This is a genomic window from Pseudoalteromonas sp. S327, from assembly GCF_005886415.1.
Classification (GTDB): Bacteria; Pseudomonadota; Gammaproteobacteria; order Enterobacterales; family Alteromonadaceae; genus Pseudoalteromonas; species Pseudoalteromonas atlantica.
Genome location: NZ_PNDP01000032.1, coordinates 74517 through 97214 on the forward strand (window position 1 = coordinate 74517; position 22698 = coordinate 97214).

22 protein-coding genes are annotated in these 22698 nt (G+C 42.2%); 1 reads left to right on the plus strand and 21 read right to left on the minus strand.

What is annotated here, in order from left to right:
* The 21 genes from CWB60_RS10015 to CWB60_RS10115 all read right to left on the minus strand — a co-directional run bounded on the left by CWB60_RS10015 (window position 1) and on the right by CWB60_RS10115 (window position 21669).
* The gene (locus CWB60_RS10015) at window positions 1-570 is read right to left on the minus strand and encodes a Maf family protein (protein ID WP_024032489.1); all 570 of its coding nucleotides are present in this window, start codon (window positions 568-570) and stop codon (window positions 1-3) included.
* On the minus strand, window positions 570-1049 hold the full coding sequence (gene mreD / locus CWB60_RS10020; RefSeq protein WP_004585757.1) for a rod shape-determining protein MreD: 480 nt from the start codon (window positions 1047-1049) through the stop codon (window positions 570-572). The genes CWB60_RS10015 and mreD overlap by 1 nt, the downstream gene beginning before the upstream one ends.
* Window positions 1042-1884: a rod shape-determining protein MreC gene (gene mreC, locus CWB60_RS10025; RefSeq protein ID WP_138577019.1), complete on the minus strand. Its 843-nt coding sequence runs from the start codon at window positions 1882-1884 to the stop codon at window positions 1042-1044. The genes mreD and mreC overlap by 8 nt, the downstream gene beginning before the upstream one ends.
* A complete protein-coding gene (locus CWB60_RS10030) occupies window positions 1884-2927 on the minus strand; it encodes a rod shape-determining protein (RefSeq protein ID WP_002958401.1) in 1044 nt (347 codons plus the stop codon). The genes mreC and CWB60_RS10030 overlap by 1 nt, the downstream gene beginning before the upstream one ends.
* Window positions 2928-3063: 136 nt before the next feature.
* Window positions 3064-5103, minus strand: a complete 2040-nt coding sequence (locus tag CWB60_RS10035; RefSeq protein ID WP_004585755.1) for an SUMF1/EgtB/PvdO family nonheme iron enzyme — start codon at window positions 5101-5103, stop codon at window positions 3064-3066.
* A gap of 176 nt (window positions 5104-5279) precedes the next feature.
* Window positions 5280-8960, minus strand: a complete 3681-nt coding sequence (locus tag CWB60_RS10040) for an H-type lectin domain-containing protein (RefSeq protein ID WP_249318390.1) — start codon at window positions 8958-8960, stop codon at window positions 5280-5282.
* Window positions 8961-9016: 56 nt separating this feature from the next.
* Entirely contained in the window at window positions 9017-9502 is a 486-nt protein-coding gene (locus CWB60_RS10045; protein ID WP_138577015.1) for an agglutinin biogenesis protein MshP, read from the minus strand.
* Entirely contained in the window at window positions 9492-10331 is an 840-nt protein-coding gene (locus CWB60_RS10050) for a PulJ/GspJ family protein (protein ID WP_138577013.1), read from the minus strand. The genes CWB60_RS10045 and CWB60_RS10050 overlap by 11 nt, the downstream gene beginning before the upstream one ends.
* Entirely contained in the window at window positions 10331-10873 is a 543-nt protein-coding gene (locus tag CWB60_RS10055) for a type IV pilus modification PilV family protein (RefSeq protein WP_138577011.1), read from the minus strand. The genes CWB60_RS10050 and CWB60_RS10055 overlap by 1 nt, the downstream gene beginning before the upstream one ends.
* Entirely contained in the window at window positions 10860-11351 is a 492-nt protein-coding gene (locus tag CWB60_RS10060; RefSeq protein ID WP_138577009.1) for a type IV pilin protein, read from the minus strand. The genes CWB60_RS10055 and CWB60_RS10060 overlap by 14 nt, the downstream gene beginning before the upstream one ends.
* A gap of 9 nt (window positions 11352-11360) precedes the next feature.
* Complete coding sequence (locus CWB60_RS10065; RefSeq protein ID WP_138577007.1) at window positions 11361-11888, minus strand: prepilin-type N-terminal cleavage/methylation domain-containing protein; 528 nt, start codon at window positions 11886-11888, stop codon at window positions 11361-11363.
* A 22-nt stretch (window positions 11889-11910) separates the two neighbouring features.
* Complete coding sequence (locus tag CWB60_RS10070) at window positions 11911-12495, minus strand: hypothetical protein (protein WP_024032498.1); 585 nt, start codon at window positions 12493-12495, stop codon at window positions 11911-11913.
* Window positions 12496-12500: 5 nt separating this feature from the next.
* Window positions 12501-13718, minus strand: coding sequence for a type II secretion system F family protein (locus CWB60_RS10075; RefSeq protein ID WP_138577005.1), 1218 nt, complete (start codon window positions 13716-13718; stop codon window positions 12501-12503).
* Complete coding sequence (locus CWB60_RS10080; RefSeq protein ID WP_096738997.1) at window positions 13705-15432, minus strand: GspE/PulE family protein; 1728 nt, start codon at window positions 15430-15432, stop codon at window positions 13705-13707. The genes CWB60_RS10075 and CWB60_RS10080 overlap by 14 nt, the downstream gene beginning before the upstream one ends.
* Window positions 15429-16619 (minus strand): tetratricopeptide repeat protein, encoded by a 1191-nt coding sequence (locus tag CWB60_RS10085; protein WP_138577003.1) that lies wholly within the window; start codon window positions 16617-16619, stop codon window positions 15429-15431. Before CWB60_RS10085 ends, CWB60_RS10080 begins: the two co-directional genes overlap by 4 nt.
* Window positions 16616-17518, minus strand: coding sequence for an ExeA family protein (locus CWB60_RS10090; RefSeq protein ID WP_138577001.1), 903 nt, complete (start codon window positions 17516-17518; stop codon window positions 16616-16618). Before CWB60_RS10090 ends, CWB60_RS10085 begins: the two co-directional genes overlap by 4 nt.
* Window positions 17519-17520: 2 nt before the next feature.
* A complete protein-coding gene (gene mshL / locus CWB60_RS10095) occupies window positions 17521-19179 on the minus strand; it encodes a pilus (MSHA type) biogenesis protein MshL (RefSeq protein WP_138576999.1) in 1659 nt (552 codons plus the stop codon).
* Window positions 19163-19486: an agglutinin biogenesis protein MshK gene (locus CWB60_RS10100; RefSeq protein WP_138576997.1), complete on the minus strand. Its 324-nt coding sequence runs from the start codon at window positions 19484-19486 to the stop codon at window positions 19163-19165. Before CWB60_RS10100 ends, mshL begins: the two co-directional genes overlap by 17 nt.
* Window positions 19464-20144, minus strand: coding sequence for an agglutinin biogenesis protein MshJ (locus CWB60_RS10105; protein WP_138576995.1), 681 nt, complete (start codon window positions 20142-20144; stop codon window positions 19464-19466). The genes CWB60_RS10100 and CWB60_RS10105 overlap by 23 nt, the downstream gene beginning before the upstream one ends.
* Complete coding sequence (locus tag CWB60_RS10110) at window positions 20141-20740, minus strand: PilN domain-containing protein (RefSeq protein ID WP_054982910.1); 600 nt, start codon at window positions 20738-20740, stop codon at window positions 20141-20143. Before CWB60_RS10110 ends, CWB60_RS10105 begins: the two co-directional genes overlap by 4 nt.
* Window positions 20737-21669: an MSHA biogenesis protein MshI gene (locus CWB60_RS10115; protein ID WP_138576993.1), complete on the minus strand. Its 933-nt coding sequence runs from the start codon at window positions 21667-21669 to the stop codon at window positions 20737-20739. Before CWB60_RS10115 ends, CWB60_RS10110 begins: the two co-directional genes overlap by 4 nt.
* A gap of 77 nt (window positions 21670-21746) precedes the next feature.
* Here CWB60_RS10115 and CWB60_RS10120 point away from each other — a divergent pair, with 77 nt between their 5' ends.
* Window positions 21747-22655 carry a 1-aminocyclopropane-1-carboxylate deaminase/D-cysteine desulfhydrase gene (locus CWB60_RS10120; protein ID WP_138576991.1) on the plus strand — a complete coding sequence of 303 codons (909 nt, stop codon included), beginning with the start codon at window positions 21747-21749 and terminating at the stop codon, window positions 22653-22655.
* Window positions 22656-22698: the final 43 nt, after the last annotated feature.

Sequence of the window (22698 nt, forward strand, 5' to 3'; positions counted from 1 at the left end):
TTACCTTCTTAAGAATGCTTGTAATAATTGTTCGGTCTCGTATAAAGGTAAGCCTACAACAGCAAAATAGCTACCCGCAATGTGTGTAACAAAGCGACCACCTAAGCCTTGAATGCCATAACCACCGGCTTTATCTTGTGGCTCGTTTGACTCCCAATAGCTATTTATTTCTTCATCGCTGAGGGTTTTAAAGGTCACATCGGTACTCACTACACAACTTAGTACATCTGTTTGTGTAGCAAAAGCAACGGCAGTAAGTACTTGATGTGTATTACCAGATAAACGTTTAAGTGTTGTTATAAAATCGTTTTTATCGCGTGGTTTACCCAACGATTCGTTATCAATAACAACCACAGTATCACTACCAAGCACTGGGCGGTCTGTGTAACCAAGCGCTACGCCTGTTTGCGCTTTTAAGCGAGCTAAGCGCTCAACCAATGCATGAGGCTGCTCGTTTGCAAGTGGGGTTTCATCTGCATCTACACTGAACTGTTCAAACTCAATGCCTAACTGACTCAACAACTCTTTACGTCGCGGGGAGGCTGATGCCAAATATACTGCGGTTGTCATTACCTGATCCTAAAATGTCTACGGTATTTGCGAAGAAGTAAAAAGACCCAAAACCAGCTGACCATACCGGTCGCCACTGGCCACAGGTATTGTGGATTAAAATAAACACCTAATAAAAAGTGATTTAACCAAAATTGCATTAAGTGATACAAGGTTAAAAATAAGCCCACTAATAAGCTTTGCTGCCAAAGCGAAAAGTTACGTATTTTTTGAAAGTTACTTGCGGTCACAAATATACAAATAGAATACGTGAGTGAGTTAACCCCTAATGGCGAGCCTAAGGCTAAGTCCATGAGTAGGCCAACAACCCACGCGGTACCAATATTTAATCTATGCGGCACTGCCAGCGACCAGTACATTAATACCAGTAATACCCAATCAGGTCTGAAAGGCTCAAACGAAAAAGGCAGTGGCATTAATGCCATAATTAAAGCAAAAAAGATGCTTAGGGCAATTAACAATGAATAACGATTAATCATCGCTGATTTGCTCCTGTTGATTGCGCCATAAAATAACCAACAAACGAATACGGTCTAGCTGTGCAATAGGCTCTGCAAATACTTGAGCAAATGGGCGCCCTTCATCGCGGTTTATTTCGGTGACAACAGCCACCGGGTAACCTTCAGGAAACGTACCGCCAAGCCCCGAGGTCACGAGTACATCACCAATGCGAACATCAAGGCTATGAGGTACATGCGAAAGCTTAACAACGTTAATTTTACCTATGCCTTCGACTACCGTGCGTACGTCGTTTCGTAGTATACGTACCGGCGTAGCATGAGTTGTGTCGGTCATTAGTAGCACGCGCGATGTGGTAGAGCCTACTTTTGTTAATTGGCCAACAACCCCCATTTCATCAATTACCGCTTGGCCTTCGCTTAGGCCGTCGGTGGTACCGCGGTTAATAACCACTTGATGACTATAAGGGTTTGAATGTACAGAAAGTACTTGGGCTATTTTTTTACGATTAGATTGCTTAGCCGATGAGCCAAGTAAAGCGCGTAGCTTTTGGTTTTCGCGGGCTAAAAATTGGTATTGCTGCAATTGCTCGCTTTGTAGCATTTGCTTTTTTTTCAGCGCTTCGTTTTCACTCAGTAACTGATCGCGGGTATGCAGGCTTTTAGCACCTAAGCTAAATATTTCGTAAGGTAGGTTGGCAACGTAAATTAATGGGCTGACAAGTGTATTAAGGCTTGTACGTATAACCGTGCCGCCTTGTGTAAACTTATCGCCCGCAATGAGCACTATGCTCAAAAGCACTGCGACAAAAAGTCGCAGTTGCAAAGAGATGGTTTGTCCAAACAGTAATTTCATTAATCGTAACTAAAAACGTCACCACCATGAACATCAATCATTTCAAGTGCTTTACCGCCGCCACGTGCTACACACGTAAGTGGATCATCGGCAACAACCACAGGAATGCCTGTTTCTTCCATTAATAAACGATCTAAATCTTTTAATAGTGCACCACCGCCAGTCAGTACCATACCGTGAGCTGAAATATCCGATGCAAGCTCAGGTGGCGACTGCTCAAGTGCAACCATTACCGCACTTACAATGCCCATTAGCGGCTCTTGGAGTGCTTCTAAAATTTCGTGCGAGTTAAGTGTAAATGAGCGAGGAACACCTTCGGCTAAGTTACGACCGCGTACTTCAATTTCAATTGGTTCGTCAGTTTTAAAAGCAGAGCCAATTTGATGTTTAATATTTTCAGCCGTTGCTTCACCAATTAGGCTACCAAAGTTACGGCGCACATAATTAATAATGGCTTCATCAAATTTATCGCCACCAATACGCACAGACGATGAGTAAACAACACCGTTTAGTGAAATAATAGCAACTTCGGTAGTACCACCACCAATATCAACAACCATAGAACCGGTTGCTTCTGATACTGGTAGCCCAGCACCAATTGCTGCGGCCATTGGCTCTTCAATTAGGTACACTTCGCGCGCGCCGGCACCCATTGCTGATTCGCGGATTGCACGCTTTTCTACTTGGGTTGCACCACACGGTACACAAATAAGTACACGCGGGCTTGGGCGCATAAAGTTATTGTTGTGCACTTGTTTTATAAAGTGTTGTAACATTTTTTCGGTTACATAAAAGTCGGCTATTACGCCATCTTTCATTGGGCGAATCGCTTTAATATTACCCGGTGTACGCCCTAGCATTTGTTTTGCTTCTGTACCCACAGAAGCGACACTTTTAGGTCCACCAGCGCGTTCTTGACGAATAGCTACAACTGAAGGTTCGTTAAGTACAATACCTTCTTCTTTTACATAGATAAGGGTATTGGCTGTACCCAAGTCGATCGATAGATCGTTTGAAAAAATACCACGGAGTTTTTTAAACATGAGGCTGGATGACCTTTGAAATACGTTCTTATGTTAGCTGCACTCACTTTAACATGCCTAATTAGATGAGCAATATAAAGCGCAACTACCTTTGTTAATTTGTGAAAAAAGGAAGCTAGGCTTCCTTGGTTAAATGCTATCGTTCGCGGACTAAGCGAAAGCCAATGTAGTTAGATCTAAAATCTGGCGCTAAAATTAATCGTGTTGAAGCACGTGCAAGGCTTGGTGCAAAGTTCCACGCCCCGCCTCTTACTGCAACATCAGATTCGCCCGACTCTTTAGCTGTCCATTCCCACACATTGCCTACGGTGTCGTATAATCCAAATGCGTTAGGAGAAAAAGAACCCACCGGTGCTGCACGTTTGTTTGACCATTCGCTACCACACCAACCACAGTTAGCTAAATTTTTACCTATTTCGTTACCCCAAGGGTATTCTGTTTCTGTACCTGCGCGAGCGGCGTATTCCCATTCAACTTCATTAGGTAAACGGTACTGCTGGCCGGTTTCGCCAGAGAGCCATTCGGCGTACGCTTTCGCGTCGTTAAATGTTAAACACACAGCAGGAAAATCGCTGCTTTGCTCAAAACCTGGGTTACGCCAGTTTAAATTAGCTTCCCATACGGGTTCGCCATTTAAATAATAAGCACACCCTTTGCTTTGCTCTGCTTGTGTTTTATACCCAGTACTTGCTACAAACGCTTCATAGGCACCTACGGTAACCTCTTTGGTTTGCATAGCAAATGAGCTGGCTATCACTTTTTCAATAACCGGGCGTTCATTTGCTAAACCATTGCCGTTAATATCGCCCATCTTAAATTTACCGGCGGGCACAACTACAACATTATTTTGTACATCAGCAGAGCGATTAGTGCTTGCTGTACGACTTACAGGTTTTGGTTGCTCGCGAGTGTAAGCCGGTGCAGCAATCGACTCAGACTTTTTTACTAAGTTAGCATGAATAGTCTGTGCTTTAGTTAAATCAACTCTCACTTTGTAAGGCTTATAACCTAATTTACGTATTTCTACGTTATGCACACCACGCGGTAAACGCGTAACTAAACGCGTAGAGCCAAAGCTCACCCCATCAATAAACACTTCATCATCGTAAACATTTGAACGTAAAGTCAGCTCAACTTGCTGATTTTTCTCTTTATTTATAATTGATGGATAGTTTTTTTTTGTAGGTGCAGCTTTCACTGAATAATCGCGCACTGGCTGATTGTTCATTCGCGATACAGACACAGTGTCGGTATTATCCGCGGCGTTGCTGAATGTTAACTGACTATCAGAGTAGGTTGTACCGTAACCAGGCTGATACGCTGTCGCGAGTGGCGAGCCATATTCAGAACAATAACGGTTATCTACGTTTAATAAGTTACATAGGCGGCTGCTGTTTACTTCGCCGCGCATGGTTACGCTTAAGTTAACGTTGTAATTGCCTTGTCCACTAAATGCACTGTTAACTACATGGCTACTTAAAATTTGTACTTGTGCGCCTGCCATGTTGCGTTTTGGTTCAACAATTCGCTCTTCTGTTAAATTAGCAAATATTTGATCAACAAAGCGCTTAGTGGCTTTTTGTAAACCCATTTGCTGGCCGCGTTGCTCACAAGCTGCGAGCGTTTCGGTACGCTTACAGTTAATTGTGTGGTTTACTTCAAGTGTACCTTCGCGGGTAAACTCATTACGTAAACGCTCTACTCGGGCTGTAGTTAATTGCTCTTTTAAGCTTTCTAAGGTGTTTAAAAGCGTATGTTTTGCAACACGAATTTGCTCTATATCTTTACGATGAGATGCAATTGCCGCCAACTGCATTGAGATGTCGTCTTTATTTTGCTTATGATCAACCACGGCTTTTTGATAGCGCGATTGGGCAGCACTAATATCAAGCGTAGGATCGTCAATTAAGCGGCGATACATTTCGTTCATCGCATCAAGTGCTTGGTTTTTCTCTTTATCAAGCTCTGTAGAGCGAGAACGAAGTAGTTCAAGTTGGTTTTGTAACTGACTTTCTTCTTTTAAGTGTTTTTCAAGTATTTGTGTCGAGTTATCGTATTCTGTTTGTTTAATACTAATCTCTGATTCAATTCCGGTTACTGTTGCTGTGTCTTGTGCAAATGCACTACTAGCTAACAAACTAGCGGAAATTAACAGAGATAAAGGAGCAATTCGCATATATTCCAGTCCCAAAAAGCGGCAATTATTTGGTCGTTATTATTGTTTATTAGAGTGTACTCACTTTTGAAAGCTGAACATTTTTCAACCATCAAAAATCAATACACCCAATGCCTTATGCTATGTACTTGAAGCACAAAACACAAGCTTTGTTCAATTATTATCTTAGTTTACAACTATTCTCTTGTTTCACGCCAGTAAATAACCCGATCATTTCCTCTAAAGCGACCAAATTGCAAAATAGCATGGGGATCTTGCTGTGAATTATCACCAAGCCAATCCCACTTTAACCAATTTTCTGTTTCGTATTCTAATGTAAATGTACCACTGCCATTTGGTATTGCATAAATAGCATTGTTTGTAGGGTAGCTGCCTGCCTCTAATGAACCCGCTGCACCTGCACCATACTCATAGCTTAATATTGGCGTTGAAGGCGATATTTGGGATAACTGCGGATGCTCAAATACACTGCAGTTATCTTCGGTATTTAATACAAAGCCTGTTCCATTAAAGTACTGAGCCTGCATAGGCACACGTAATGAGTCTAAATCTGAGCCGGCATTGCTGCCTAGCACTAAGCGTCCAAAACGAAAGTCTATTGGCACATCGTTTAAACGCACACTATTGCAATCAGTGCTGCAGCTTGCTTGCGTACTCGGCTCATCGTTGGCATCAATTAACGTAGCGCCTTCTGTATTAGTGACGGTGGCCATAAGATTAACCATAGTAAATGGGCCGTCGGGGTTATTTATAGCCAAGCGCGTTAACATGGCAGTGCTGTCGCTCATTTGCCACTGTCCATCGGCTAGGGTGTTCCAACTATTGCTGCTTATATTGGCTAACCTGCTGGTTAGCGTTGTTGCTGGTACATAATTACCAGCTTGATTGTTTTCGGCATTTATTTGTACTTGGGCTTTTTCAAAGCCTTGTTTGTAATTAGCCATTAGCTGGTTGTTATGATTAAGCGCTTGTACCGTAAAACCAAGCTCAAAGGGCTGATCTAAATAGGTTAAATTACTGCCTAACTGTGTACATTGCGCAGCAGCTTGAACACCTAATACTTGATAGTGCGATGGAGCAAACCGCCCTACGTTGTTTAGCTGCCCTTTTACATCGCCCACACCAAAATAATCGCCATCTTGTAAACCCGCAAATACGTTTATAATACCCACTTGGTCATAAGCGTACTGCGATATGGATTCACTCAAGTTTCCCGTATCAGTAAAGGCAAGGGTACTTAGCGCTTCAATTTGCCCCTCATTACCAGAGCTGGGTAATACTAAGCTATGTGTTACTAAAGGAGACTCGCTAATGAAGTGTTTGGCAATGGGGTTGCTATGAATAGCGCTATAGTTATCAGGTATCCCATCGTTGTTATTGTCTTGCCCTGCACGCCACTGTACTGCATTCATTTTTAAATCAAATGACTCACCCGTTAATCTAAATAAACTATCGTTTGCTGTTTGGGCATAGCCGTCACTTGCAACTTGCATCGCTAACCCAAAGGGCTTAACTACATATTCGTTAGAACTGCCGGTTAAGCTTACTGATAAATTAGTTACTGGGTCTAATACAATTGTTGCCCGTGCATTTAAACTTAATTTAGCGGCATCAGGGTAGTTAATAGCAATAGGGGCTTTTGAGTCTTGATCAAAGGTGAGCGAAAAAGTTTGATATGCTTGCTGCACGCTATACGTATTCGCATTATTACTAAGTTGTATTGGATCTGAACACGTAGCGCCGGCACTGCAGCTATAAGCTAAATCTAAATCAACTTGACCACCTGCAGGGAATGCGGCTTCGCATACGCCTGTTGTAGTATTTGTTTTAACCGCTTGAATGGATAGCTCGGCGGCATTAAAACCCTCGCTAGAGGGTTTACCAGATAATTGAGTGGGGATACTCGCTGTATTGGCTGTGTCGTTATTAAAAATAAACCCTGCATCAGAAAAAACCACTTTGCACCCGCCCAGCCCTACGTTATTACCATTAATATAACAACGCAGCGGTGCAGATGGGTCGGCGGTATTATAGCCAAGTGTAACGGTGCCTGTGGTACGCTTTGCAAGCGCTACTGTGGCAGAGCCTGTAAAGGTAATATTTTCACCGCTTACCCAGCTTTGTTGGCCACTGTTATCTGGAGACAGGTCAAGTGCGGAGGGCTCATCGTACAGTAAATCACATGCATCGTTTGCACAGGCGGTTAATGTCATTTCTTTTGCTTGACAGGTTAAGCCTTGGTTATCACTTAATGATATGCGGTAGTGATCAAGCAAAACCGGCGTAAAAATACCGCAAAATCCAGGAATACTCTCTGGCACTGTTAACGCATCAAACGTAGAGCTGCCCTCGGTTATTACTTGTGTTGCAGCGGTTATAGAGCCCTGGTATGTGACATTTTGGGCAATTCTTACTTCCCCCGTTGCGACAATGTATGCAGCAATATTTGCATCGGCCGCAATGGCAACATCGCCATCGACATATATAGCTAAATACGCCCCTTCCTCAACCACAATATTCGTTTTGCCTATGTTCAAAAATGCGCTAGAAATTAGCGACGATGTATCTTTTAAAAAGATACGGGTGGGCGCTGTTACCTTATACTCATCTTCCAATAAGTTAAGTGCTAGTTCGTCATAAAAATAATCGCCAGCTAACGATACAGGCACTTCACCGGTAGAGCTTCCATCGTTTGTGACCGTGGGTACTTGCGCAGCTTGATTTGGCTCAAGGGAGTTATACCCAGTTGCCACACAGCCTTGGCCATTACACAAAGGCGGGTTGGTGAGTGCCGTTGATATTAAATTAGTAGTGGTGATAAATTGTGCATTGCTATCGGTTATTTCCACACCTTGAACAAGCTGCACTTGTCCATCATTGTAGGTAGAAATAGCGCCAGGAAATAAAGTATCGCAATCTAAAATATCACCATTAAATACAAACGTACTGGTCATGGCCAATATAGAGGCTTCTTCTTTTACGTGGTTACGCTCTCTGTCGCCATCACGGTCTTCATCAACCACCAGCCCTAACCGATCCGCTCTTAAATTACAGCTGCGCAGCCACCCACCGTCTTCTTCAAGTCGGGAATTTTTACTTGCCACCACCAGCGGTGCTTCACTAAAGTTATTGTTAAAATTAAAGTAGTTACATCCATCATTCCAACCATCAACTTCGAACCCTGTAAAAAAGGTCTCCCAGGACACTTCTACCCCATTGTCATCGGTAAAGGTGCGATTACTGCCAGGCTCTACAGCCATGTAGGCCACCGTTTCAGTTTGAATAACACCTAATGCGGTTTCTGAGGCCTCTAACGCTATATTTACCCCGCTTGTAGATAAGGAACCACTTTGCACTGCAATGGTTAAAAAAGGCACAAGCGCTTGAGACGGCGGGTTACTATCTAAACTATTTAGTGTTTGTAACGAATGAAAAAAGTTAGGCCTTACCGCAAACGGTTTATTAAAAGTCAGTGATTTGTAACCTTTAGGTGTGATAGGTGCAAACCCCGACTTATCACCGTATTGTAGCTCAAGGCGTAAGTCGGTGTTCCCCACTTCCATAATGGTCCCATCAGGAAATTCATGCACTCCATATTCTACCGCTAAATAGTGCGCGCCCATGGTTATATGCTCGCCATCTTCTCCTGATGGCTCAAGTGGCAATGCTTCAAACCCTGTGGTTGTTACATTGCGTATTCTCACTATAGCGGGGTTACCGCCTTGATTAGTGGACAACATAAATACCGCAGGAGGGGTTATGTATTGCTGCTGAAAATTTATTTTTGTCCATATGGGTGAAGTGTACGTGTCTTGTAGCTCTATAAATCGCCCTTCAATTTTAGGCGGTACAGCCATAGCGCATCGGCTTAGTAGCAAACTTATTAAACATAAAATACAGAGGGTATATTTGCTCATGGTAATGTTTTAGCCTCCACACTTAGAGTACGTTGGGTTTGCCAATATTCCTTTTGACATGCTTCACCGGCAGCACAATCATTGGCGGTGCACATTGCAGAGCTTTGTAAGTAGTAAATATTAACGGTGCCAGAGCGGGTGCTGCTATCGGGTAAGGCTATGTATTCACTACAGCTCAGTTCAACTTCACAATTGGCTAGATAGAGGGTGCTAAAATTCCTACTGGTGGTTACTGCACTGCATGTTTGCGCAGTGCTATTTAGTGCAAAAATTTCGCTTAAGCCGGTTTCTAATCCGCTTTGGGCTGCCATGTAAGCGCGCGCGCCGTAATACTCAATGGTATTTTGCTGCGCCGCACCCGATAACACTTTAGAAAGCGCCAGCCCTAGTGCCAGCAAAGTGACAATGATCACCAACGTAATTATGAGCAAATTACCTTGCTGCTTTTTAGCAAAACTGATGTTTTTTATATTAGGGGACATTAGGCACATGCACCTCATGGCTAATACTTATTTGTTCGGTGTCGTTAAACCCCATTTGCGCAAACACATTAACAACTGCGCTGCGCTGTAGCGAAATCTCACTTAACGTAAAAAAGGCTCTGCTCGTTAAGTTATTGGCAATATAATTACTCATTAAATCGCGTTTAACGCCCGAGCTAACCTGTAAGCTGGCGGCGTTTAATTGGTTTGTAGTAAAGCCGTAGTTGCTATAGCGATACAGTGAATTACCTTCTACACAAAAGCTAACGGGCTGATCTAATAAATAAAGGCGCTTACTCGGTGACTCTTGAGCAAATGCTTTGCTAAATTGCCATGTATCTAGCTCACTTGTAACGGCGCTGTAGCCACTAACTTGTAGGCGCTTGTTTTGACTTTCATCGTATATATCGCTGCTATTTAATGGATAAATACTTGCCCAATCGTTTATTTGTGGCTCAGTTAAATTATTAAGCGCAAAATTCACGGCGGTAACCTCAAAAGGGGCACTAGTGGGTAAGTAATCGGTATAGTGAGTGGCAGATAAAAACGGCGTAAATTCTAAACATTGCTGCGTGCTACATGCTCCATTGCTAGCGTTATCGCAATTTAAGCGCAGTGAGTTAGGGGTTGCATGGCGAAGCTCTTTACTTAATCGGGTTAAAACAAAGCGACTTTGCGCTACCGCTTCTTGGCGTTTCACACCTTGGCTGTAAATATTAAATCCGGCGCTAATAAACGAAAATGACGCTACGGCTAAAATGCCAATAATTACCATCACAAGTAATAGCTCAACTAAGGTAAAGCCACGCTTTTGCTTTGCTCTATTCATTAGTAATTACCTTTATATGCACTAAAGCCGTACACTTGTCCCAAGGGTGAGGTTACTTCAATGGTAATTCGTTTAAAGGCAACGCCATCGTTATTGGTTGCCTCGTTTAGGTCGCTGTCGTATTGCACGTTTACAGCCAGTGAAAAGTCGCTGTATTGCGCTAATGTATTCCCTAAACTATCACTAATAGGCTGCCCTGTGAGCGCAATGTAATCATCAACATCGTTAAAACTAGTCCGTGCTTCACCGCTATCAGCACCAAGCTCAGAATGAGTACTACAAGGCTGGGCACCTAAGCTTGTTTCGGAGCAGCGCCTAAATGGTGGCGTGCGCTCGCTATGTTCATCAAATGATTTAGCTAATATTTCGTTCATTAATGCTTGCCCAAGCTCTGAGGCCCTGAGTGCGACAATAGGCTCGGCACTTTGCTTTGCTTGAGGTGCTATAAGCGCTGTAATGATACTTAGCGCAATAGCAAACATTACAATGCCAATAATCAGCTCAATCAAGGTAAAACCTGATTGTATTTTAGGGGCAGGCATAAATAAGCCCTTCACCGCTAATGCACACCGCGGCTAGACCTAGGTCAATTTTACATTGTACTGTGCAGTTTTGATCTGCTCGCCCAAATGGGTCAAAGTTAATTTGCGTAAACACATTAGCATTGCTATCTAAGGCATTAAATCGTACGTCGCTGCGCTCGGTATTGATAGCAACAACTAAATGCTCGCTATTATTGGTACTTGGGCCGCCAGTACAGGTTTCTGGCTCTGGCCCCGCAACCAAGGTAGGTGAAATATACAGTTTATGGCAGCTGCTTGTTGCAGTATTTTGCATCGCGCGTAATTGTACTGTGCGCAGGGCGTTTAATACCCTATCTCTGTATGAGTATGCTTGCTCTGTTGAACTTCCTAGCAACTTGGGCACTGCCGTTACCGACAGTATGCCCAAAATAACTAAAGTAATAATTAATTCAACCAGTGTGAAGCCACGCAATCGTTGATTACTACTGCTATTCATTTATGTAAATTAACACCCACTCGTGATAAGCGTAACAGTAGGAGGCGTAACAGATACAGGCGGCGTGCCGTCGTTTGCATCTGCAGCTTGTGTATACTCAATACGACAATCATCAGTTTGCACGTAGCTATTAGGGAAAATAATTGCTTTTTCATCAGCGGCAACTGCTACAAGATTAAAATCAGCAGAGTCATCAGATGCAAATTCAACATCTAAAAAAGCTTCAAAAGCTGCTTCTGTCGCTGCAGGGTAGCCATAAACTGTAGGTACTGCATTCCCGGTATCAACAGTAACCGTTGCACTCGCTTTTTTGTGGTCACTTGCGATAATAGATTTACCATTAACGATGTTCATACCACTGCGAATTGAGCCTTGTAAACCTTCGAGTGTAGAAGCGTTAGCATCACCTTGCAGGTTTAAAAAACGAGGGGCAGCGGTCACCGCTAAAATACCTAAAATTACAATTACAATTATTAGTTCAACAAGCGTAAAACCTGCTTGCTTATTCATTGGTTGTTTTAATGACTGCGTTTTCATAAGTAAGCCTCTTTATAATTACTTAGTTTTTAAAAATTTGCACTTTGCCTGTTGTTGGAAAGTACGAAAACCCTACTTTTTTAGCCATAACGGCGCCATCGGTAGGTAGGTTATTGGTGTTTAAATTATGAGTTAAATAATAAATACACTGGTTGTTTTTAGTGTTATAACGCACTAAATAACTCACCTTGGTTATTATAGAAACCTCGGTACTTAATGTGCTTGTAGGCGCATCTTGTAAAATTACACTTAATACTTTTTGGCATTGCAGTGCAGTCATTGCGCTGGCCCGCGTATCAGTATTAGTCGTTTTATCACCCGTTGGTGTGCCTCTGTGTCCATCGACACCAACAATGACACCTCCGTAATTAATATGTGTTGTATTATTAACGCCCTTTGGACGCCCCGATAATTCCCACTGACCTTTGACCATCAACACCGCAGAGGCAAATCCACCAGCTACCACATCCACACTCGCATTGTGTGCCTGATTTTTAATGCCTATATATTGAGGTATAGCAAAAGCCATAATAACTGCCAGTAAAACAACTACTAAAACGAGCTCAAATAACGAAAAACCTGTTGCACGAACACGACCGTTAGTCACAATGGCTACCCTTTAATAGCCGACATCATGTTCCACATTGGCATAAAAATACCGAGTGCTAAAATAAGCACCATAATGGCAACAAACACCGTCAAAATGGGCTCTATTTTTGCGGTTAAACTGCGTAAATCGTAATCGACTTCTCGTTCGTAAAAATCAGCTGCTTCTTGTAATAACTCATCTACGCGACCAGTTTCTTCACCCACTGCTACCATTTGCAGTACCAACTGTGAAAATAGCTCGCTACTTCGCGAAGCCCGCAACAAACTATCGCCTTTTTCGATATCTTGACGCATGGTGATAATGGCTTTTTCCATGTAGCTGTTATCAACTGCATGGGCCGTTAACGACAACCCTGTCGTCATAGGGACGCCCGAGCGCAGCACCATGGCTAAACTTTGGCTATAACGGCCAAGTAAGGTGCGTTTTAAAATATCGCCTACAAATGGAATTTTGAGTTTGTGGTGATCCCACTTAAAGCGCCCAGCCGCCGTATTTAAATACCGACGCCATGCAACGACTCCCCCCACTAACATTAGCGCTAGCAGCCACCAATAATTGACAAAAAAGTTACTGGTGCCAATGAGGATCTGGGTCATTAAAGGCAGCTCTGCATCAAACTTTTCGAACATGCTGGCAAAGGTAGGGATCACAAAAATATTTAATATGATCATCGCAACTAAAAGCGCCAAAATAACAAAAGTGGGGTAACGCATAGCGGCTTTTATGCGCTTACGAGTCTCTTGCTCTTTTTCAAAATAAATAGCCAGTTGATAAAACGCATCTTCTAATCGTCCCGACCCTTCTCCGACTTTAACCATAGAGATAGTTAAGCGGCTAAACACCTTGTTGTGTATAGCTAACGCACTAGATAGTTCACGGCCTTGTTCGAGCTGGCGTGTTACCTCAAGCAATACACTTTTAAACTCTTTATTTTGCGTGGTATCAGCAAGCCCTATCATTGCCCTAATAATGGGGATCCCGGCTTTAAGTAAAGAATACATTTGCCGTGAAAACATGATCATGTCATCAAGGGTTATTTTTTCGCTAAATAGGTTATCGAATAACTTTATATTGTTTTTTGTTTCAACTAACGAAATTGAAATAGGTATGTACTGGCGCTTTAATAAGCTATCGGCCACACCGGCCTCATTATTTGCCTCAACACGCCCTTTAACCAGCGCACCTTTTGCGTCTTTGGCTTTGTAACTATAAAGCTGCATCGTCATCACCTACCACTTCAGGTACATATTCAGCCACTTTAAATACCTCATCTAACGAGGTAATGCCTTGCTTTGCATACGTTAAAGCCATATAAGAAAGCGGTGCAAAATTAGCGCTATTTTTAGCCGCTTCACCAAAACGCTGTGTGTCGTTAATACGCAGGGCATCCATCATAGCGTCGTTCATTTCTAACAGCTCAAAAATCCCCACCCTGCCTTTGTAGCCGCTATGGCTACATGCTGTGCAGCCTTGGCCTCGCCAAAACTGTGTGCTGCTAACATCTTCGCCTAAATACGTAAGCCAGCTTTGTTCTTGTTTATCTGGGTGATACGGTGTTTTACATTCATTGCAAATACGCCTAACTAAACGCTGAGCAATAATAGCGCGTAGTGAGCTTGCAACTAGATAAGCGGGTGCCCCCATATCAATTAAGCGCATTGCGCTTGATATAGCATCGTTGGTATGTAACGTAGAAAGTACTAAATGGCCTGTTAATGCAGCCCTTAGGCCTATATCAACGGTTTCTTGGTCACGCATTTCGCCAACCATAATAATATCGGGATCTTGGCGTAACGTGGTTCTTAATACACTGGCAAAACTTAAGCCTATTTTGTTGTTTATTTGCACCTGGTTTACCCGTCCAATGCGGTATTCAACCGGATCTTCTACGGTAATAATTTTACTTTCTTGTTGATTAAGCTCACTTAAAGCGCCATACAAGGTGGTCGTTTTTCCTGAACCGGTAGGCCCAGTCACTAACACCATGCCATGAGGGCGTTTTATAATGCTGCGCAGGCGTTTTAAAATATGCACCGGCATGCCCGTTTCATCTAACGATAAAAGCCCTGCAGATTGGTCGAGCAACCGCATCACAACTGACTCGCCATATTGCACAGGCATTGTCGATAAACGTACATCAATGCTGTGCGCGTGCACTTTTATATTAAAACGGCCATCTTGCGGTAAACGCTTCTCCGATATATCTAACCCCGACATAAGCTTTAGCCTAAGTACTAAAGCAGAGGCTATTTTTACTTGGTTTAATGTGTGCTCTTGCAATACACCATCAACTCGTTGGCGAATGCGTAATAGCCTTTCATCGGGTTCTATGTGGATATCTGAGGCACGTACTTGTACTGCATCTTCAAATATAGATTGCAGTAGTTTTACTACGGTGGCGTCAGAGGTTTCATCTGCTAAGGAATTAAGATCAAACTCTTCTACGTCTTCGTATTCTTCGTGTAGCTTTTCAGCAAAGTTAGTAATCTCTTCTGTTCGGCGGTACACATTATCAAACGCTGCCATAAGCTGGCTTTCTTGCACAACAGCAAGCTCAATTCGCTTAGGGGCTAGCATTGGCGCTAACTGATCCAATGCTCTCAAATCAGCGGGGTCACTCATTCCAACTAACACAGAATCCCCGTTATCTTCTATTACTAATGCTCGGTAGCGTCTGGCATAAACCTCTGAAAGTAATTTAGATACATCTGAAGATATTTTGCGCTGCGATATATCTAAAAACGGTATTTGTAATTGTTGGGCTAAAAAGCGCAATAATTGCGGCTCACTTATAAACTCAAGCGCAATTAATGTAGCCCCTAACTTTCGCCCTGACGCAGCTTGCACATTGAGTGCTTCGCTTAGCTGCGCTTCGGTGATCATTTGCTCATGAACGAGTAAGTCCCCTAAGCGCATTTTTAAACTGGGTCTCATACAGCCTCCTTCAATGCGACTAAGCGCTGTAGTGCATGTTGCGTCATTGCGGCATTTAAACCGCCTAAATCTAGGGCAACTTTATAAAGGTGCTTTGCATCAGCAAATTCCCCCAACGCATCTTTTGAAGTAGCTAACGCCAGCCACCACTTAGCCTGCTGAGGCTGAAGCTGTGTAAGCTGTGTAAAACTCGCAAGCGCTATTTGATGTTGCTGCGCATTTTGTGCTGCAGTACCTTTTAATAACCAAAACTCCAAGTTTGCTTGCGGCTCAAGTTCGGCTATAAGCAGTTTAAGTACGCCTTCGTACTCTTGTTGCATAATTAAAATTTTACTGAGCATTACACGCCACTGCACAACCTCAGGGTTTATTTTTATGCCAGCAACTAATAACTGCTGAGCCATAAGTACATCTTGTTGCTGAAAATACGTTGCCGCGAGTAAATTACGCGCCTCTATATGCTCAGGTTGTGTTTGTAAAATAGCGGTTAAATCGTTAATCGCATCATCATATAAAGCAAATTCCAACGCTTGTTTAGCACGCTTTAATTGCTGTGCTATGCGCTGGGCTTTGCTTTGTTTAACACTGGCAGTTTTTACTAATTTATTTTCAGCGGGCGGCTGCTTAGCCTGTGTAATGCTTTTTACTGGTGCACTGCTTTTTGCTTCAACTGGGGCATTTATTTCTGTGCTAGTGGCTACTTTAGCGCTTACTTCTGGGGGGCTTGCTTTTTTGCTCAGTAGCGCGGCTTTGTCTGCAGCGTGTAGCTGTATTACTTCGTCTTTTGGCTGATCAAGCAATGCGTTATTGCTTTGTACCTGCGCCAGCTCTTTTTGCGTATCTGCATTAATATGAGCTGCTTTAGCGCCAGTGTTTTCTTCGCTTAATTGTTTTAAAGGCTTAATTACGGGGGTAATTTTAGCTTGGGCAATTTCAATCGGCTGGCTGTTATTATTAACCGCATATGCTTTTTCAGCCGTGTCGCTACTCGCTTGTGGTGCCTGTGCAAAAGGTAAATAAAGGTAGGCTGTAAAAATTAGTACAATCGCTAATAAAACACTCAGCACTTTAAATAATACATCGTGGTAGTCGCGTACAGGGGGAATATCGACCCCGCCACTTTGCTGATTACGCTGTGCAGTTTGGCGCTGGTCGATATTTTTTAGCATATTATTAATAACACTCATAACCATTGCCTCCATACCCACATAACTGCAATAACAAAAACACTAATAGCTACTAAGCTGTAAGCCCAGTAATGGTTAGCATGGTGGTTTTTGCAATCCTCGGTGTCTGCAATGGCAAGATGTATATGGCGCGGTGTTACTTTATTAAGGCCTTCACCGTATGCCTGCAGTAAAACTTTATGGCATAAGATATTGACCAAACGGGGAATTCCTCGACTCGCACGCGCTATTTTTAATCCTAAACGATTCGTAAATAGTGGTGGCTGATTAAAGCCTGCCACCTGTAAACGGTGATTAATATAATAAATAACTTCACCGGCGGTCATTGCACGCAATGAGTAGGAAAAACTGATCCGCTGGCGTAGTTGCCTCACTTTACTATTGGCAAGTTTTTCATCTAATTCAGGTTGGCCAAATAGCACCACCTGAATAAGCTTTTCGGTTTCGGTTTCTAGGTTTGTAAATAATCGAAGCGCTTCGAGTGTATCCCAACTCAGGCACTGCGCTTCATCTATTAGTAGTACAACCCGTTCGTTATCTTCTTGCAGCTCTAATAAGTAATGGTTTATTTGCTGACTTAACGATTGTTGATCTAGGCTTTTATCTACCTCCATGCCTAGTTCTACAGCAATAGCCCAGCGTAATTCTTCAGGGCTTAAATAAGAATTAGGTAAATAAGCCACAAAGTAGTCTTCTTCAATTTGATTTAAAAGTTTTCTGCATAGTAAGGTTTTGCCTGTCCCTACTTCTCCTGTTACTTTTATAAATCCCTCCCCCATTTCTAGCGCTGTGGTAAGTACTTGCATCGCTTCGTGGTGCGGCTCAAGTGCACAAAAAAACTCGGTGTTTGGGGTTAAGGTGAAAGGCATTTCACTTAAATTAAAAAAGCTCAAATACATAGTTAGTTCTCATACCATGTATTTAATAGCGCGCGGCTATGAGCTTGTTGCTTTTTCCACGTGTCGGGCATCACCACCGTTGGCTTGATTAAAATAACGAGCTCTTTTTTCTCTTGACGCTTACTAATACTTTTAAATAAATTACCTAATATTGGCACATCGCCCAAAATGGGTGTTTTCGATTCTTCATCTTCTGTGGTGGTTTGCATTAACCCACCAATTACGACTATTTCACCACTTTGAGCGCGGATCACCGTATCAGATTCACGAATATTGCTTTGTGCAAGCGGCAACTCAAAACGCTGATCATCTAATGTAATCACCTTGAGCTGCTCTTCTGTTTCGGTTACCGATGGGTGAACGTGTAAAATAACTGAGCCATATTTATCAATTTGTGGTGTGACATCTAAGGCTATTCCCGAAAAAAACGGAGTTAGATCTATTTCTGGTGACGTAGTCGTTGAGGTGCCCGTTACTGTTGTGCTCGAAACGTTAGTAACAAAGTACTCATCTTGCCCCACTTTAATCACGGCTTTTTGATTGTTTGTTGCAGTTACACGAGGGTTAGAAAGCATTTGCAGGTCGCCCTGCGTTTCAAGCAAACTAATTACGCCGCTAAAGTCGCCTTTTTCAATCGTTAATGAGGAAACCCCTCCTAAAGTAGCTGAAATAGAATTACCTATGCTGCCTGCTGTAGTTGCAAACGACACCCCACCTTCTAACCCTCTAGAAATCCGCTCCCAGTTAACCCCTTGTTGGTATTCATCTTTTAAGGTTATTTCGACAATTTTAGCCTCAAGAATAACTTGTCGCTGAAGGTTTTCTTGGCTTTGACGTAAAAAGTCTTTTAACTGGTTTATTTCACTGGGTAATGCATTAACCGTAACCAAGCTTGCCTGTGGGCTGGCAACCACATAACGACCATCGTTTGAACCAATAAGCGATTTAAGAGCAACTTCAAGCTCCTTCCAAAAGTCGTTTTGGTTAATTGTTTGGATGCGAGAGCCATTTAGCTCGGTATTTTGATTATCGCTGCCAAACTGATTATTTTGGCTCGAATTATTACTACTGTTTGAGCTTGAATTTGAACTTGAGTTGTTTTGTGAAAACTGGCTCACTCCACCAGCAACAACACTTACCGTTGATTGCCCATGGCGCTGCATCATTAAATAATTAACCGGTATAGTTTCTGTGCGCATGACCGCTGGTAACACCTGCACAATACGACCTTCTTGGACAATATCTAACGGGTACATGCGTTTAATAACAGCTATAACTTCTTCAAACGTTACGTTTTTTAAATTTAAAGAAATAACTCCGCTCACCTTTGGGTGTACTGCCACGCTGTATGGAGTATCAGCAGTTAATCCATTAAAAAATGAGCTTATTTCTACCTCTTTTGCGGCAACATCAAAACGCTTTACAGCTAACTCATTTATTAAACTTTGCTCGTTATTAAGTGACGAAAGTAAGCTTTGTGTAAGCGCGCTACTCACCTCTACCGGGGCAACACTTTTAGCATTGTTGCTTATAGGAGCAAGCTCTTGTGCTATGTGTGGCTGAATCTCTTTTCCGGGCTTAAAACTATGGCACGCCGTTAAAAAAGGCGGTATTAAAATAAGCGCAAGCCATGGCTTTGTTATATTATTTTTTAATTTCATAGTCGTATAATTCTAATTTTATTTGCTTATCATCATTCGCTAACAACACTGAATTGGCGTTTATTGTTAGCACCCGAAATTCACCTATTACATCTCCTGGCTTATACACCTGCTTAGAAATAATCGCTTTGTATTGCTTTTCGGTTTTAATAATTGACTGTAACGACAGCGCTGCATTGCTAACTGCAGCGCCTTTTAGTATCGGTGCATTGCTTGGCTGAGTAGGATCGCGCAGTATTTCAGCTGAACTAACAGAGAAAAAACACACGCAACACACACTCAAACTATAAAGCGATAAATTTTTCATTGGCACTCACCGTTGCGATTTGTAATGTTAACTCTGCATTAGGGTATGTTTGCACCTGATAGTTAAACTGCTGTATTAACAACTTTTGCTGGCTAGCTTTAAGGCCTTCTAAATACTGCTGTAAGCTAAAATAACGCCCCTGCAAAGTAACCACCATTTGGTGTTCGAAAAACAAGGTTTGCGTATCGTGCTCACCAAGTTTTTCTACATCAATTGCTTTTGCTGGGTTTACTCTAAAGCCAACCACTTGCACATCGGGGGTATTTACTAATAAATCCTTTAATACAGCAGGTACTTTGTTTGCTGAAATAAAGCCTTGGCTAAACGTGCTTAACTTATTATTTATATCTTCTAGCTCGCGCTGGGTTTGCCCTACCTGATTTCTAAGTACTTTTGTGTAGTCATGCTCTAATGCCTGGGTAAGCATAGAGAGCTGTGCTTCATTTTGATTGAGTTTTTGCCACAATGTATTTTGTTCAACGCGTAAACTATTTACTGCATCTTGCTGTGGAAACACCACAAACCATAAACCTAAATAAACAATAAGAAACAAGCCAACAAACAGTACAGAATACTTTTCCCGCTGCTGTAATGCCGCAAATTGTGCTTGGTATTTAATGAATAATGGCCAGCCTTTATTTTCATTTTGCTCATTCATTGTGCTACCTCACTTGAACTAAGTTCTGTAGCCACATTAAACTCGCTCACGCCATCACTGCTCGACAGCTCCAGCACTGAAAACTCCTTCCCTTTGAAAAAGCTCGAATGCTTGAGATTAGCAAGCCAAATAGGTAAAAATTTGGCTTGCTGAGTACGCCCTTTGAGCATTACTTTTTGGCCTTCAAATTTTATCTGATCAAGCCAAATTTGCGGTTCGTGGTACGCTGCCAAATCGCGCATCACATCGGCATAATCCGTTTTCGTGTGCATGGATGTGTTTTCTAAATAATCAAACACCTGCTGTTTATGCAAAATTTCTTGTTGCAGTACTTTTAGCTCATCTATCAAATGCGATTTATTTTGTTTATCAGCTAATCGCTGCTTTACCACGTTTAATTGCTGCTGCGTTTGCTTTAGATAAGCTTGGCTTTGCGTAAGTAATTGCTGGCTATTGTGCTCTTCGTATAAATAAAACAACCAAGTTAATGCAACCACTAACAATGTACCTAGCCACAGCAACAGCATTCCTTTAAAGGGCACGGGGTCGCGCCTAACCCTAATGGCTTTTTGGTAAAAATTAATCCGTGTTTTCATAACACTGAATCCGGATCAGTTAATTGATACGCTGCGCCTAATGCGTAATAAAAGCTTGGTTCGAGATCCTGTGCTAAATCTATATTAGGTTTAAAATCAACAACCTTTACTTGCAAAAATTCTGCAAGGCCAGCCCTTAATGTTAAAGACGATAAATCATCGCAATGCAGCTGAATGCTTCTGATAGGAGGCTGTTTTAGTTGGCTTTCAAAAAAATCCATTGATCGTTGGATCTCAAGCCCTAAGGCTTCAACCAAACCGTGTGTGCGCTCTTTATCTGAAATGCCTAAAAACCCGTTTAAACGCCTAGCTAATAAAAGCTGACCATCACGAATAATTAAAATACGCGGCTCATGCCCTGCATGTTGCACTATAAGCATGTGAGCGCTTTTATCTTCACCAAACAAGGTTACTAAGATCATTTCTTCTGAGGTCATTGCTCTGAGCACAGGCTTTATTTTTGAAAAGCTATCAATAAAAGGCATTAACTGTAGTTTATTAGTAATAAACACATTCATTTTACTGCTTTGCATAGGCTGAACGATTGGGTAATCGATAAAGTCGGCAACAATGTTCTCTGGTGGAATATCAACTAAGTCTTTTGTTGTCCAAGGTAAGGATTGAATGATCTCTTCGTCACTCAGCATGGGCTTATCCATTTGCACTATTTGATAAAAATAATGAGGAACCACTAAATTTACTGGGCACACCTCAGCGCAAACTTCATTTGTGCAAGTTGCAATAGCGACTGTATAATCCGTTTGGTCCTCTACATTCACACTGTGTGAGTTATGTACGTACCACTGCCCTTGATTTTTTTTTAAACACACCGCGTTTACTGTATCTGCATAAGTAGCAATACCAATCGCTGTGCTTGAGTCTAAACTGCGATTTAACCAAGATAACAACGAAAACAGCTTTTTTTTCATATAGCTACTATTGTTAATAAGAGATTAACTAAGTGTCGTACAAGTTTTTTAGTTTGCAAGTTTAAACACGAGAAATAATGCTTAATTTATTCAATATTGAAAAAGAAAGTCCAATACAACAAATAGATAGCGACTGTCTTAAAAAGAGAAACATACGGTTAAGTATAAAAAGAGATGACTTACTTCACCCACTAATAAGTGGTAACAAATGGCGTAAGCTAAAATATAATTTACAGCAAATGCAAGCCCTTAATAAAACACAACTCCTCACCTTTGGGGGGGCTTTTTCTAATCATGTTCACGCCTGTGCTGGTGCGGGTAAACTATTTAATATAAAAACCCACGCCATAATTAGAGGGCCACACTTAGATTCTCAAAACCCCACCCTGCAATTTGCTAAACAGTGTGCAATGGATTTACATGCGGTTACTCGTATTGAATATAAGCAGCGCCATGACCCAGATTATTTAGCCCAGTTGCAAGCACGCTTTATGCACGCCTATATAATTCCAGAAGGTGGAAGTAATACATACGCCCTGCCTGGGTGTGCTGAGCTTGCTAAAAGCTTACCAAAACATGATTACTTAGTATGCCCCACAGGAAGTGGAGGAACTCTTGCAGGCTTAATTGAAGGTAGCCATGAGGCCACACAGCTGTTAGGAATTGCGGTATTAAAACAAGCCGAGTACTTGAACAAAGAAATTACAGCACTCAGTAAAAAAGCAGCTCAGCAATCCAATTGGCAGCTACTTACTGAGTTTCATGATGGCGGTTATGGCAAATTTAGTAATGACTTATGGCTGTTTTGCCAACGCATGCAACAGCAACATAACTTACCTCTTGAACCTATATACAGCGGTAAAATGATGTATGCACTATGGCGGCTTATCGAGCAAGATTACTTTGCTGCTGGTAGTCATATAATGGCTATTCATACAGGCGGTTTACAGGGGCTCAATGGGCTAAAATATCGTGGCCTGATTTAAGGCTATTAACCTCAGGGCATTAAAACATGCTTACTTAGGGCCA